13 protein-coding genes are annotated in these 13,640 nt (G+C 35.3%); 6 read left to right on the top strand and 7 right to left on the bottom strand.

Annotated features, from left to right (window positions below; all coding sequences use genetic code 11):
• Positions 1-60: 60 nt before the first annotated feature.
• Positions 61-1,035: a D-alanine--D-alanine ligase gene (locus PXC01_RS17730; protein WP_276473616.1), complete on the bottom strand. Its 975-nt coding sequence runs from the start codon at positions 1,033-1,035 to the stop codon at positions 61-63.
• A 174-nt stretch (positions 1,036-1,209) separates the two neighbouring features.
• Between PXC01_RS17730 and PXC01_RS17725 the strand changes: the two genes are divergently transcribed.
• From PXC01_RS17725 to PXC01_RS17710, 4 genes are all read left to right on the top strand, one after another.
• Positions 1,210-1,800: a PASTA domain-containing protein gene (locus tag PXC01_RS17725; protein ID WP_276473615.1), complete on the top strand. Its 591-nt coding sequence runs from the start codon at positions 1,210-1,212 to the stop codon at positions 1,798-1,800.
• Positions 1,801-2,832: an RluA family pseudouridine synthase gene (locus PXC01_RS17720; RefSeq protein ID WP_276473614.1), complete on the top strand. Its 1,032-nt coding sequence runs from the start codon at positions 1,801-1,803 to the stop codon at positions 2,830-2,832.
• Between the two features lie 91 nt (positions 2,833-2,923).
• Entirely contained in the window at positions 2,924-3,685 is a 762-nt protein-coding gene (gene yaaA, locus PXC01_RS17715; RefSeq protein ID WP_276473613.1) for a peroxide stress protein YaaA, read from the top strand.
• A gap of 46 nt (positions 3,686-3,731) precedes the next feature.
• The gene (locus tag PXC01_RS17710) at positions 3,732-4,097 is read left to right on the top strand and encodes a hypothetical protein (RefSeq protein WP_276473612.1); all 366 of its coding nucleotides are present in this window, start codon (positions 3,732-3,734) and stop codon (positions 4,095-4,097) included.
• A gap of 2 nt (positions 4,098-4,099) precedes the next feature.
• Here the strand turns inward: PXC01_RS17710 and PXC01_RS17705 are convergent, their stop codons facing one another.
• Positions 4,100-4,228, bottom strand: coding sequence for a 30S ribosomal protein THX (locus PXC01_RS17705; RefSeq protein WP_276473611.1), 129 nt, complete (start codon positions 4,226-4,228; stop codon positions 4,100-4,102).
• Positions 4,229-4,311: 83 nt separating this feature from the next.
• Between PXC01_RS17705 and PXC01_RS17700 the strand changes: the two genes are divergently transcribed.
• Together PXC01_RS17700 and PXC01_RS17695 are read left to right on the top strand one after the other, a co-directional pair.
• Complete coding sequence (locus PXC01_RS17700; protein WP_276473610.1) at positions 4,312-4,980, top strand: uracil-DNA glycosylase family protein; 669 nt, start codon at positions 4,312-4,314, stop codon at positions 4,978-4,980.
• A gap of 297 nt (positions 4,981-5,277) precedes the next feature.
• Complete coding sequence (locus tag PXC01_RS17695; protein WP_276473609.1) at positions 5,278-7,824, top strand: phosphoenolpyruvate carboxylase; 2,547 nt, start codon at positions 5,278-5,280, stop codon at positions 7,822-7,824.
• A 71-nt stretch (positions 7,825-7,895) separates the two neighbouring features.
• Here the strand turns inward: PXC01_RS17695 and PXC01_RS17690 are convergent, their stop codons facing one another.
• The 5 genes from PXC01_RS17690 to trpA all read right to left on the bottom strand — a co-directional run bounded on the left by PXC01_RS17690 (position 7,896) and on the right by trpA (position 13,634).
• Positions 7,896-9,935, bottom strand: a complete 2,040-nt coding sequence (locus PXC01_RS17690; RefSeq protein WP_276473608.1) for a hypothetical protein — start codon at positions 9,933-9,935, stop codon at positions 7,896-7,898.
• Positions 9,936-10,323: 388 nt separating this feature from the next.
• Positions 10,324-10,761, bottom strand: a complete 438-nt coding sequence (locus tag PXC01_RS17685; RefSeq protein ID WP_276473607.1) for a hypothetical protein — start codon at positions 10,759-10,761, stop codon at positions 10,324-10,326.
• 103 nt (positions 10,762-10,864) lie between these two features.
• Positions 10,865-12,358: a M20/M25/M40 family metallo-hydrolase gene (locus PXC01_RS17680; RefSeq protein WP_276473606.1), complete on the bottom strand. Its 1,494-nt coding sequence runs from the start codon at positions 12,356-12,358 to the stop codon at positions 10,865-10,867.
• A 279-nt stretch (positions 12,359-12,637) separates the two neighbouring features.
• Positions 12,638-12,868: a hypothetical protein gene (locus PXC01_RS17675; RefSeq protein ID WP_276473605.1), complete on the bottom strand. Its 231-nt coding sequence runs from the start codon at positions 12,866-12,868 to the stop codon at positions 12,638-12,640.
• Position 12,869: 1 nt separating this feature from the next.
• Entirely contained in the window at positions 12,870-13,634 is a 765-nt protein-coding gene (gene trpA / locus PXC01_RS17670; protein ID WP_276473604.1) for a tryptophan synthase subunit alpha, read from the bottom strand.
• Positions 13,635-13,640: the final 6 nt, after the last annotated feature.

The raw sequence follows: 13,640 nt of genomic DNA, 5'->3' as shown, positions 1-13,640 counted from the left end.
TTTTTATCAATACCTCGCAGGCTTTGCCTGCGGGTAATTTAATTCTTAAATATAGTCAAATTATGACAATGCCTCGTTAATGGCGTACTCAAATAACATACTTAATTCAATACCGGCCTGCTTAGCTTGCTGCGGTAAAATACTCTCAGTAGTTAAACCTGGTGTTGTGTTCATTTCCAATAAATATGGTTCGTTACCAATGAATATAAATTCACTTCTAGAAAAACCTGTCATTTTAAGCACATCATATATTCTTTTAGATGCTTTGGTTACTTTTTCTAATTGTTCAGCACTTATTCTTGCCGGAGTTATTTCTTGAGATTTGCCTTCGTATTTTGCTTGATAGTCAAAGAAATCATTTTCCGATACTATTTCTGTAATAGGAAATACGGTGGTTTTCCCATTTAATTTTAATACGCCTACAGAAACCTCTGTGCCATCAAGAAAACCTTCAATAATAATTTCATCATCTTCTTTATAGGCTGTTTCAATGGCGCCTTTAAGCTCTTCTGCTTTATAGACTTTGGTAATGCCAAAACTGCTACCAGATTTATTTGCCTTTACAAAGCAGGGTAATTTGACCTTGTCAATGATTTCGGATTCATTTATTTCATCACCTAGATTTAGGTAGTAAGATGGTGCGGCTTTAATTCCATAAGGTTTTAAAACACTCAATAAATCGCGCTTGTTAAAAGTAAGGGCGGCTTGGTAGAAATTACAAGAAGTGTGCTTAATGCCCAATAGTTCAAAATAAGCTTGCATGAGTCCGTCTTCCCCCGGTGAGCCATGTATGGCATTAAAAACACAATCAAAAGTAATAGATGCTCCTTTTAAAGGAATGGAGAAATCATTTCTGTCTATAGGTGTCTCATTGTCCTTTTCATCAATATAGACCCATTTATCTTTAAAGATATGTATTCTATACAGATTGAATTTATCTTTATTAAGAAAATCATAGACCACATTTCCACTTTTAAGCGATATTTTATATTCGCTAGAATAACCGCCCATGATAATTGCTATATTTTTTTTCATATGTATGGTCTATTAAGAATGTTAAAGCAAAGATGAAGCATTGAAATAAAATAAAAAAGAAAACATTGGGCATTCAACAAATAACAAGAATTTTTTATGATCCCAACAAGTATAAACCAATGCTGCAAAATGGTATGGGGGCATTTACTATATTTGTCGGGTCAAATAATAGGTATGAGGAATTTTTTCAATTTTTTAAAAAGCAAAACCTTCTTTATTCAGTTAGGTCTTGCAGTTTTGGTATTAATTATTACGATTTTTCTCGTTTTAAGATATTTAAATAGTACCACCAATCATGGCGAGTTTGTGGAAGTACCGGATTTTTCTAAAAAATCTGTGATGGACATGAGAAAATCAATAGAAGAAGCCGGTTTACGATATGAAGTTTTGGACTCGGCAAACTATAATCCAGATTACCCAAGGTTTTCAATTATTGAACAGAATCCTAGTGCGGGATCAAAAGTTAAGGAGAATAGAAAAATATATTTCACCGTAAATCCCTCAGGATACAAAAAAGTAACCGTTCCAAAGATTATTCAGGTAACCAAGCGAAATGCCTCTTCTATGTTGAAAGCTGTAGGTCTTGATGTGCAGCGCGTTACCTACGTAGATGAATTGGGCAAGGATATGGTATATCGTATAAAGTATAAGGGAAAAGATATAAAGCCTGGTGATAAATTACCTAAAACATCCAAGATAGAGTTGGTTTGCGGTAATGGTAGTATTACTGAAAGAGCGATAATTAAAGCGGAATCTGAAGATTAGATGGAGGAGAATATTAAGCGCCCAGAAAATGAAGATGGCGAACTTTTTGAGCATCATAAAGTAATAGCATCTAAAGGTCAAGTTCCTTTGCGAGTAGATAAATTTTTAATGAATTTCATTGAAAATGCCACACGGAATAAAATACAACAATCTGCCAAAGACGGTCATGTTTGGGTCAATGATAAAATTGTAAAATCTAATTACAAGGTAAAAGCAGGTGATGAGGTAAAGGTGTTGTTTGAACATCCGCCACATGAATTTTTATTGGTTCCGGAAGATATACCGTTAGATATTGTGTATGAAGATGATGTTTTAATGGTTGTAAACAAGCCCGCCGGCATGGTAGTGCACCCGGGTCATGGTAATTATTCAGGAACGTTGATCAATGCATTGATTTATCATACAGATAATCTGCCATCTAACAGTAATGAAAGACCAGGTTTGGTACACCGTATAGATAAAGATACTTCAGGTCTGTTGGTAGTTGCTAAAACAGAAGCGGCCATGACACATTTGGCAAAACAATTTTTTGATAAAACTTCTGAGCGTGAGTATGTTGCTTTAGTTTGGGGAAATATAGAAGAGGACGAAGGCACCATTGTTGGCAATGTAGGTAGAAATCCTAAAAACCGCTTACAGATGCATGTTTTTCCAGAAGGGGAAGAAGGTAAGGAAGCGGTAACCAATTTTAAGGTATTGGAAAGATTAGGTTACGTTACTTTGGTATCCTGTAAATTAGAGACCGGAAGAACACATCAAATACGCGTGCATATGAAATACATTGGTCACACTTTGTTCAATGATGAACGCTATGGTGGTGAAAAGATATTAAAGGGGACAACCTTTACAAAGTACAAGCAATTTGTTGAAAATACCTTTAAATTACTACCAAGACAAGCTTTGCATGCCAAAACATTAGGCTTTGTTCATCCTGTTACGGGAGAGCAAATGAGTTTTGATTCTGAAGTGCCGGAGGATATGACGCTGGCCATAGAAAAATGGAGAAGTTACAGTAAGAACAGTACAGAATAAGTTTGGCCAATACCACTATTTAAACTCTTTTTTATCTTTTGTAGGTCTTACAGATTATCCTGTTTATTTTTGGGAATATTAAAATTGTACTATGAAAATTGTTATTTCTCCGGCCAAGTCATTAAATTATGAAAGTGAGTTGCCAACAACCAAATATACTTCTCCAGAATTTATTGATGATGCCGAAAAGCTGAACAAAGTTCTTAAGAAAAAGAAACCAAAAGCACTTGCTGAGCTGATGTCCATTTCAGATAATTTGGCAGAATTGAATTGGCAACGTAATCAAGATTTTACCGTACCCTTTACACCACAAAATGCAAGACCAGCGGTTTATGCTTTTAGCGGAGATGTTTATCAAGGTTTGGATGCATATACGTTGACAGAAGAAAAAATAGAGAAACTACAAAAGACTCTAAGAATTTTGTCTGGGCAGTACGGTATCTTAAAACCGTTAGATTTAATGCAACCTTACCGTTTAGAAATGGGTACTTCCTTAAAAATAGGAAGAAAGAAAAACTTGTACGAATATTGGGGAGAGAGACTTACCGATCATTTAAACAATGAGATGGCAGATGGCGAGCTTTTAGTGAACCTAGCTAGTAATGAATATTACAGTGCCTTGAAACCTAAAAAAATAAAGGCAGAAATAATTACTCCCGTATTCAAAGATTGGAAGAACGATAAATTGAAGATTATAAGCTTCTTTGCTAAAAAAGCTAGGGGAGCAATGGTAAGATATATCATAGATGCTGATGCCAGAACTTTAGAAGATATAAAAGGGTTCAATTTAGATGATTACCAATTTAGTAAAGAACATACTTTAAAAGAAAATGAACCTGTCTTTATTAGATAAAATATAATCATTGCTTTTTCGTTCTTTAGTATATAAAAATACGTCTATGAAAAGGGTTGTTTTGTTTGCTGTTATATGTCTTGGTGTTCTATTCTCTTGTACAGATAGGGATGATGAAGTTAACTTGGTCAATATTCGCGTTCAAAACAGTACGGAAGTTTTTTTTAGCGAAGTACGCATTGTAGAAAATGATACCGTTTATGAGAATATTGAGGCAGGTGAATTTTCAGAATACATGGAGTTTGAAAGGGCTTATGCGTATACTGCATTATCAATACTTACAGATTCTACTAGCTTAAATTATGTACCTGTAGAAATGTCTATGGATACTTTGCCAATTGGTTTTTATACGTATGAGATTTCTTTAGATGAAGAGAACCAAGTAAACTTGACCTTCAAAATTGATAATTAAGTTTATTTCTTTTTATTGATTTTTATTTTTTCTTCTACCGTAGGTCTCTTTTTAATTTTACGGGGTCTTCTAGTCCCGTAAGAGTTATTGGATATTTTTCCTTTTCTAGATTTCTTATCTCCTTTTCCCATATCTCGTTTTCTTTGATTTCTGTTTAAGTTGGTAAATTAGAGAAGATTTGGCTGTAAAATAAGCTCAAGAGAATAAAACACTAATGCAAAAGAAATTTCAACACACGCATCCGTATGAGCCGTTTATTAATGAATCTACTGAAAAATTAATTGTAGGTACGTTGCCGCCCCCACGTTTTACCACTGGAGATTTAAAAGAGGGCGATGTAAATTTTTGTTACGGAAGCCGTGATGGTCAGCTTTGGCCCATTTTAGACAGAATATTCAATTTACATCTTAAATATGAAACAACCTATGAGGCCATAGAGCAACGTAAATCATTTTTAAAAGCAAGAAAAATTGGTGTTTGTGATATTGTAGCTTCTGCCGAAAGAGAAAAAATAGATGCCTCGGATATTGGTATGCAGAATGTTAAATTACGAAATGTATTGGGCTATCTAGAAAAGTATCCTAAGGTAACAACCTTATTGTTTACAGGAGGGAACAGTAAAAATGGTCCTGAGTTTTTGTTCAGAAAACATTTGCGCGAAAATAATGTTGCACTGCATATTATTTCCAATGACGTGCCACGAATTCATAAGTTTGTGCATCCCATTACCAAAACTATCATTAAGACAGTTTCTTTGATAGCTCCTTCTGGTGCCGCCAATAGGGCTGTGGGTAGTCTTGAAAGTTATAAGAGAATGAAAAGGGAAAACCCTAGGTTCAATACCTTGGATTTTAGGGTTCTTCAATACCAAGTTCACTTTTAGATGTAAAAATGTTTTTAAAATTTCTACAAACTAAAAAGAGTCTTGCTTTTAAGACAAGACTCTTTTACGAGAACACTATATGAAAATGAAAAATTTTATTACTTATTTACACTGTAAAGATAGATAGCTTGTAACGTATTTTGAATTATTTGTTGTCAATACAGACAATTTTGTGGTATACTTCTACGAATATGATATTTCACGAAAAGGATGCTTTAAATTATCTAGGAATAGCGATATTTATGTTCGAATTTTAGAAAGTTTGCCGTAATGGTACGGCGTAAAGTTTTTTGATATATGCAACAACAAGAAAGGTTGGCAGAATTTAAGAAGTCTGTCCAAAATAAATTCAATGTCTATAATAGTCTATTCTTAAACCTACCTTATGAGAATATTGAGAATGTGGGTATGTTAATCCCACTATTGCTCAATCAATCTGAAAAGGGATTGAGCAATGGTCTTAACCCAAAAGAAATACTAGAGAATTTTTTCGAAAATTTTGTAGCCATAAAATCTGAAAAAGAGCAGATAGATTTTATGTTTCGCATCATACAGTATGTAGAGCGCCAAGTAGTTCTTTATGATAGTGTAGAAGATGCCGCTTTCCCAAAACTGCATAAACACTCTAGTTCCTTGTCCTTAAAAGATTATTTTCAATTAGTTGAAAAAAATAAATCCTGGGACACCATATGGGACAAATTAAGCACATTTAGCGCTCGTATTGTTCTTACGGCGCACCCAACTCAATTTTATACGCCTGCAGTTTTAGATATTATTACAAACCTAAGAACATTAATTTTAGAAGATAAAATCGATGAGATCGATGTAGGCTTGCAACAATTAGGGTTAACTTCATTGATCAATGCCAAGAAACCTACCCCTTTAGATGAGGCAAAAAATATTATTTACACACTAAGGCATGTATACTATGATGCTATTGGTGATATGTACGCATATATAAAAGGCAGTACCGGTTCTAAACAATTTGAAAATCATGATATTGTAAAATTAGGTTTCTGGCCCGGTGGTGACCGTGACGGTAACCCGTTTGTAACTGCGGATATTACAAGAGACGTCATGAACGAGCTTCGTTTAACCTTAATGAAGTGCTATTACAATGATTTAAAAGGGTTGGTGCATAAATTGACTTTTAAAGATGTACAAGGACCTATAGAAAAATTAAGGTCCAATCTGTATACGGCAATGTTCGATAGTTCCAAGGATATAGGCTATGAAGATTTAATTGTGCCTTTAGAAGAAATCAGATTAATTTTAATTGATAAATATCAAAGCCTTTACTTAAAAGATCTAGAGAAATTTATTGATAAAGTAAAAATCTTTAAAGTACATTTTGCAACTATAGATATTCGTCAAGACCATAGTATGCATACTAAGGTCATGATAGAGGTCTTGAAAAAGAACGGTTTAATCAAGGAGGAGCTTAGTGAATTATCTGAAGAGAAATTGATCGATATTTTACTGCACGAGAAATTGCAGTTAGTGCCAGATGATTATGAGGAGGATATTGTAAAAGATACGATCAAGAACATACTTCAGTTACAGACTATACAGGATAAGAACGGCGAAGAAGGTTGTAATAGATATATTATTAGTAACTCTGAAGATAAGTTCTCTATTCTTTTTGTTTACGCATTGTTTAGATGGTGCGGTTGGGCAGATAAGAAAATTACTTTTGATATTGTACCGTTGTTCGAAACTATGAACGGCATGGATACTGCTCAAGATACTATGAGATTTTTATTCGGTTTACCGGAGTATAAAGCACATTTAGAAAATAGAAATAACAAGCAGACTATCATGCTCGGTTTTTCTGATGGTACCAAAGATGGTGGTTACTTAAAGGCAAACTGGTCTATTTTAAAAACGAAGGAAGAGTTGTCACAGGTTTGTGATGAAAATGATATAGCGGCCATTTTCTTTGATGGTAGAGGAGGACCACCGGCAAGGGGTGGTGGTAAAACACATCGTTTTTATGCGGCACAGACCAATAAGGTTGCCAACAACGAAATTCAATTGACCATTCAAGGTCAGACCATAACCAGTACATACGGTACAAAAGAACAGTTTATCTATAATAGTGAGCAACTATTGACCGCAGGACTGTCAAATACTATCTTAGGAAAAGAAATTGTTATATCTGATGCTGATAGAGAGTTGATTGAAGAGCTGTCAGAATTAAGTTTTAAAAAGTATGATGACCTAAAACACCATAATAAGTTCATGCCATACTTAGAGAACATGAGCACCTTAAAATACTATACCAAAGCAAATATTGGGAGTAGGCCAGGTAAAAGGGGAAATAAGGCAAAACTGGAACTTTCAGATTTAAGAGCTATTTCCTTTGTTGGTTCTTGGAGTCAGCTAAAGCAGAATGTACCAGGATACTACGGTATTGGCACCGCGTTAAAGACATTGGAAGATGATGGTAGATTGGAAGAGGCTAAAAGATTATATAAGGATGTACCGTTCTTTCAGGCATTGATGATGAATAGTATGATGAGTCTTACCAAATGCTATTTTGAATTGACCAGTTATATGAAAGAGAATAAAGAATATGGTGCGTTTTGGGAAATTCTCCATGCTGAATATGAATTATCAAAAGCAATGCTTTTAAAACTTTCAGGTATGGAAATATTGATGAAGAAAGAAGCAATTTCTAGAGAGTCTATCAAAATTCGTGAGAATATTGTATTGCCACTATTGGTAATTCAACAATATGCTCTTCAAAGAATTGGCGAGGGTACCCAGTATAAAGAATTGTATGAGAAGATTGTAACAAGATCTCTTTATGGTAATATCAATGCCAGTAGAAATTCGGCATAATAGTCAATAATAGAAAGTAAAAAGGCTCTGCAATAAAACTGCAGAGCCTTTTTTATTTAAAGCTATTAAGATTAATGAACCTTTCGAACTACTTCTATTGAATTGGAAATATCAAAGCAACCATTGAATTCATCAAATGTCCAACCGGGTTCCATACCGGTCAGTCCGTCTTCATATCTTATATAATAGATAAAACAAGTTCCTTCGCCAGCTGCATTAAAGTCTACTGAGTTAAGATCTTCAATAGTAGGAGGTAAGCCTAGTATTCTACCTGTTTCGTCAGTGATTATAAAAGAACTATTGGCACCCGAAGCATTTTCGTTGTTAACGGAAATACCGGTTACGTAATCAGAAGTTTCATCAACTATAAATTCAAAAGGACCACCGGTTAGCGTTCCTGCGTGCGTTTCCGTTCTTACCACCGTTAACGGATTTGATAAGGCAAAGTTTCCGGAAACGTTATTTGCATTCATATCAACTTGTAATCCGCTGATTTCACCTTCATAACGTGCGTACCATATAAGGCAAGTTCCGGCACCCGCTCCGTCAAAATTAACTCCTTCAACAGCTTCTAGTGTAGGAGGTAAACCTAATATTTTTCCTTGATCATCGGTAATGATCCATGTACTTTGTGAACCTGTAGCGGTAGAGTTGTCCAAAGAAATACCGTAAACATTGTCAACTTCGCCGTCAACACAAAAACTGAACGGACCACCTTCTAGCGTACCGGCATTTACACCTTGTATCCTTTGAACTTCTATTGGGTTGGATAGATCAAAACAACCGGATAAATCTGCTGCATTGCTCCCCATTGTTGCACCTTCCAATCCGTCTTCATATCTCAAATACCATATTAGGCATGTACCCGCACCTGCAGCATCAAAGTTAACACCTCTTACGGCATCTAATGTTGGTGGAAGTCCCAAAATATTTAAATCCTCATCCGTAATGACCCATGTGCTATTGGTGCCGGAAGCATCAGATGCATCTAGCATTATGTCTGTAACATAATCTGCTTCGCCATCAACATAAAATTTGTATGGACCACCGGTCAACTGCCCAGCTTCTGTTCTACTGCGTATTACTTCTATAGAATTGGATAAGTTGAAATTTCCCTGAAGATCATTGGCGTTCATGTCAATGGCTAGTCCTGTTAATTCACCTTCATAGCGTAAATACCAAATTAGACAAGTGCCTGCACCTGCGTCATCAAAATCTACTCCTTCAACAGCATCTAATGTTGGAGGCAATCCTAAGATTTTTCCTTGGTCATCTGTAATGACCCAGCTGCTATTGCTTCCCTTTGCATTAGAACTGTCTAAGGTAATACCATATACATTATCTACTTCGCCATCAACACAAAAGTTAAACGGTCCTCCGGAAATTGTACCCGCATTAGCGGCATCTAACCTTGTTACCTGAATGGAGTTGGATAGGCTAAAACAACCTTCAAGTTCACCTGCGTTCATACCGGCTTCTGCGCCAATTAGACCATCTTCAAAACGAAGATACCAGATCAGGCATACTCCGCTTCCGGCCATATCAAAATCAACTTCTTTAACAGCATCTATGGTAGGCGGTAACCCAAGAATATTCAGTTCATCGTCGGTAATGACAAAAGTGCTATTAGTACCTATTGCGTTTTCGCTGTTCAAAGAAATATCTGTAACAAAATCTGCATTTCCGTCAACGGTAAATTCATATGGTCCGCCAGAAAGAACACCGGCAGCGGTTTCATTTCGTTGTACCTCAATTGAGTTAGATAAATCAAAAGAGCCTTCAAGGTTGTTAGTGTTCAGGCCCATTTCTAAACCTACAAGTCCTTCTTCATAGCGTAGATACCAAATAAGGCAAGTTCCTGCCCCTGCAGCGTCGAAGTCAACACCATATACGGCATCTAAAGTAGGAGGAAGTCCTAAAATATTATTTTGATCATCTGTTATGACCCAACTGCTTAAGCTGCCTGCAGAGGTATCACTGTTCAAGGTAATGCCACTTACCATATCCGGTATTCCATCAACACAAATAGTGAACGGTCCACCGGCAATATCGCCAGATGCAGGAACAATGATATCTGCAACGGCATTGTCGTCATCTGAGCAACTTGCCATAATTAGCAAGAGTGTTAAAATCGATAAAAAGTTAAAATGTTTCATATGTCCTGTTTTTTTTGGTTACAGACAAATGAATGAAATTGATGTAACAGGGTAGTCACAAGAATATCAACAAGTTGTGATAACTTCCGTGATGTTTTTGTGATAATTATATGAATTGCGGTTTAAACTTATTGTAGGATTAGTGTATTGATTGTCAAGTGCTTGGTCGGTAATTTAATAAATAGTTTCTCGGTTCGGTAGCCCGTATTTAAATTTTTAGAGCGATGTTTTGCTTACATTTCTTAAAGATTATTCAATAATATGTATTGTTACCACACATTTGACGCAAGTTTAATTGAAGCCAGTGATTTGAAAATTTGATTTTTTTAATTTGGCACTTTTTTTATTTGAATAGCGCTAGAAGTCTTTTATAGCCAGACCAACTGCACGTGCTATCGCTAAATTTTAAAGATTCAAAGTCGTTGCTTAGAACATAGGTGTCTATGGTTGTGCAACCTCCAAATTCTATGTTTCTTAATTGAAGTTCAAAACTTATGAACTTATCAATATCCGAAGGAGATAAAACTTTTCTCTTATCCTTAAAATGGGCAATTAATACATCGTCCTTGTTCAATACGGTTATAATTTGGCGTTCGCCATGAAAACAGCCTATAGAGGTAATTTGAATAGTAAACTGTTCTCCATGTTGTAGCGATTCTACCATAGTCGGAAATCGCTTTAATGAGTTTTTAAATTCTTCTGTTGACTTAGAAACGTCTAAAGTAAATGCGGTAAACAAGCTAAAGATCGAAAAAAGAAATATGTTCAGTTTAAATATCATAATGAACTTAGTTCAATTATTATGCCGATAATTTTGCAGGTTTAAGACATTTGAATTGAAATTTATATGAAGGACTATTAGTAATTTCCAATATGCCGGCATATTACAATTTGGAACTTAGAAGTGCATAAAAGGTTTCTATACCATAGGCAATCTGCCTTATTTTTAAATTCTCATTGGGGCTATGTTGATTGTTATCTGGGTTTACCATAGGAATTATGAATGCAGGAATTTTCAGTTCATTGATAAATGGTGAAATAGGAACCGTACCGCCCATTATACGGATTTGAACGGGCTTTTCTCCAAATTTGTTTTCCATTGTTTTTACAATATTGTTCCCAAACGGATTATTTAGATTCGTACGAAACGCATCTGTAACCGTGCCTTCTTTAATCGTTACTATTTTATCATATTTCAAACGATCATCCATAGTGGGTTCCGTGTCCAATATATGATAGCCTTGATTTTTGATGTGTTCTTTTACCAATTTTTTAAGTCTGTTACCATCAGTTTCTGGAACAAGTCTTAAATCTAATTCTGCTGTAGCGGTAGCAGGAAGTATAGTTCTTGCCTGATCGCCGATCCATCCAGAACCTAGGCCTCTAATGTTTAGGGAAGGGTATTGAAGAGATTCTTGGTAAAAACTACCTACCTTTTCAGGATTTGCTATTGCTAGGTTCTTATTTATTTCTTCAATATTATCAGGTACACTCTTTAGAATTTCTAATGTTGCATCATCTAAGGTGATTCCGTCATAGTAACCTTTAATAAGAACTTTGCCATCTGCATCTTTCATAGTTGCTAGAAGTTGTGCTAATTGAAAACCTGGGTTTGGAGCGTAATTTCCGTAATGACCACTATGCTGAGGTTTTATAGGTCCGTGAGATGTAATTGATAATGTTGTAATTCCTCTGCAGCCATAAACTATTGTTGGTTTCCCGGAAACGTGAACCGGCCCATCGTTTATTACCAAAAAATCAGCTTTCAATAAATCTTTATAGGTGCGTACCGCTTGCGGTAACGGAGCGCTGCTTTTTTCTTCTTCGCTATCTAGAATCACCTTTACATTATAAGGTATGTCAATACCATCTTTTTTAAGTGCGTCAATAGCATTTAAAAACATAACAATAGGTCCTTTGTCATCTGATGTAGATCTTCCAAAAAGTCGCCAATCATAGTTGATGTCATCATCTAATTCTGAAAAGGATTCGGTCTTCCAACCGTTATCAGATTTAGATTTTAGCACCACTTTGTAAGGATCAGGTTGGTCCCATTTTTTAGCGTCTACAGATTGCCCATCTAAATGCATATAGAACAAAATAGTTGGCTTGTTGTCGTCCATGGGTAGAGCGGCAAAAAATAAGGGTAGGCCTTTGGTTTCTAAAATGGTACTATTAAATCCGCGTTCAGTGAATTTTTTTCTCAGCCAAAAAAGGTTAGAATCTATGTCGTCTGCATTCAATGCATCATTAGGTATAGCTACAAATTCCCTTAATTCGCCAATAGCATTCGCTACTTTAGATTTTATTAAGATGGAGTCTTGGGAATGGGTGGCGAAAAGTGATAAAAGGAATGTAAGTGTTAGAAATTTTTTCATGTTCGTTCTCGTGGATATATTCTTTAAAAGTAAGGAAAATGCAGAGAACTAAGTCTCAATTAGATTATGGCAATTGTTAAGGTTTTCTATATTAGAAATAAATATGCTCAAAAGTGTAGGTGGGTAGTTGGTTGGTTTTTATTGGTGTTACCCATACAAAGTGAAGTAGTTATATTCTTTTTGTAGCGTATAGACTAAAAAAAGGTTGCCCTATTGGGCAACCTTTTTCATTATTTCAAAATACTTTGTGTATTCAACACCTATTTAGATAACTGAAAGTTAATCTGAAGTTTTTGAGCTGAATATTTTCATTATAATTAATCTAATTAGAAGTATAAAAGGAAAGCCGTGTAAAACGACATCGAACCAATCCATAAATACCATTCCATCTGCGCCACCAAAAATCCATTTTAATTTACCTAAAATATGAGGTTCAGGGAAAAATGGGGCTAAACCTAAGGTTAGGCATAAAAGAATAATCAGTTTCCAATTATTTAAAAATTCTTTCAACTTAGCGTATTAATGAAATGAATTCATTTGTTTTATCTGTTCCGTAAGCTGTCAAATGCTTAATAAAAGCAGAACCTATAATGGCACCTTTAGCGGTTTTGGTCGCTTGCTTAAAAGTTTCTTCGTCTTTAATACCGAAACCTACTATTTGTGGATTCTTTAAATTCATTTTGGCAATGCGCTCAAAATAATTTTCTTGTTCTTGACCAAAGCCAGATTTTGATCCCGTAACGCTTGCTGAACTAACCATATAGATAAATCCGTCTGAAGCACTGTCGATCTGATCAATACGGCCATTACTTGTCTGTGGTGTAATCAGGAAAACATTTATTAAGCCGTATTTTTTAAATATAGTTTCATAGTCATCTTGATAAACATCTAATGGAAGGTCGGGTAAAATAAGTCCGTCAATCCCAATCTCTTGGCATTTTTTACAAAATGCTTCAACACCGTATTGTAATACAGGGTTAAAATATCCCATGATAATTAAAGGAATTGAAACTGTTTTACGAATATCTCTTAGTTGTTCAAAAAGAATTTCGGTGGTCATTCCATTTTTTAAGGCGGCGGTAGAACTTTCCTGAATTGTTGGTCCGTCTGCCAAAGGGTCACTGAACGGTAATCCTATTTCAATCATATCAACACCGTTCTTTTCTAAATCTTCAATAATTTTTACCGTATCGTTCAATGATGGGTAACCTGCCGTAAAATATATAGATAGAAGCTTTTTGTCTTCTTTTAATTTTAATGTTATTCTATTGCTCATAATAAG

The organism is Maribacter huludaoensis, from assembly GCF_029350945.1.
Classification (GTDB): Bacteria; Bacteroidota; Bacteroidia; order Flavobacteriales; family Flavobacteriaceae; genus Maribacter; species Maribacter huludaoensis.
Note: the sequence above shows the minus strand (reverse complement) of the source record. Positions and strands in the feature narration are given on the sequence as shown.

Excerpts from the sequence above, each read along its gene's own strand:
- PXC01_RS17710 (WP_276473612.1), top strand. The coding sequence starts at position 3,732 with ATGAAAAGGGTTGTTTTGTTTGCTGTTATATGTCTTGGTGTTCTATTC.
- PXC01_RS17685 (WP_276473607.1), bottom strand. The coding sequence starts at position 10,761 with ATGATATTTAAACTGAACATATTTCTTTTTTCGATCTTTAGCTTGTTT.
- trpA (WP_276473604.1), bottom strand. The coding sequence starts at position 13,634 with ATGAGCAATAGAATAACATTAAAATTAAAAGAAGACAAAAAGCTTCTA.
- PXC01_RS17690 (WP_276473608.1), bottom strand. The coding sequence starts at position 9,935 with ATGGCAAGTTGCTCAGATGACGACAATGCCGTTGCAGATATCATTGTT.
- PXC01_RS17725 (WP_276473615.1), top strand. The coding sequence starts at position 1,210 with ATGAGGAATTTTTTCAATTTTTTAAAAAGCAAAACCTTCTTTATTCAG.
- yaaA (WP_276473613.1), top strand. The coding sequence starts at position 2,924 with ATGAAAATTGTTATTTCTCCGGCCAAGTCATTAAATTATGAAAGTGAG.
- PXC01_RS17700 (WP_276473610.1), top strand. The coding sequence starts at position 4,312 with ATGCAAAAGAAATTTCAACACACGCATCCGTATGAGCCGTTTATTAAT.
- PXC01_RS17695 (WP_276473609.1), top strand. The coding sequence starts at position 5,278 with ATGCAACAACAAGAAAGGTTGGCAGAATTTAAGAAGTCTGTCCAAAAT.
- PXC01_RS17680 (WP_276473606.1), bottom strand. The coding sequence starts at position 12,358 with ATGAAAAAATTTCTAACACTTACATTCCTTTTATCACTTTTCGCCACC.
- PXC01_RS17705 (WP_276473611.1), bottom strand. The coding sequence starts at position 4,228 with ATGGGAAAAGGAGATAAGAAATCTAGAAAAGGAAAAATATCCAATAAC.
- PXC01_RS17720 (WP_276473614.1), top strand. The coding sequence starts at position 1,801 with ATGGAGGAGAATATTAAGCGCCCAGAAAATGAAGATGGCGAACTTTTT.
- PXC01_RS17730 (WP_276473616.1), bottom strand. The coding sequence starts at position 1,035 with ATGAAAAAAAATATAGCAATTATCATGGGCGGTTATTCTAGCGAATAT.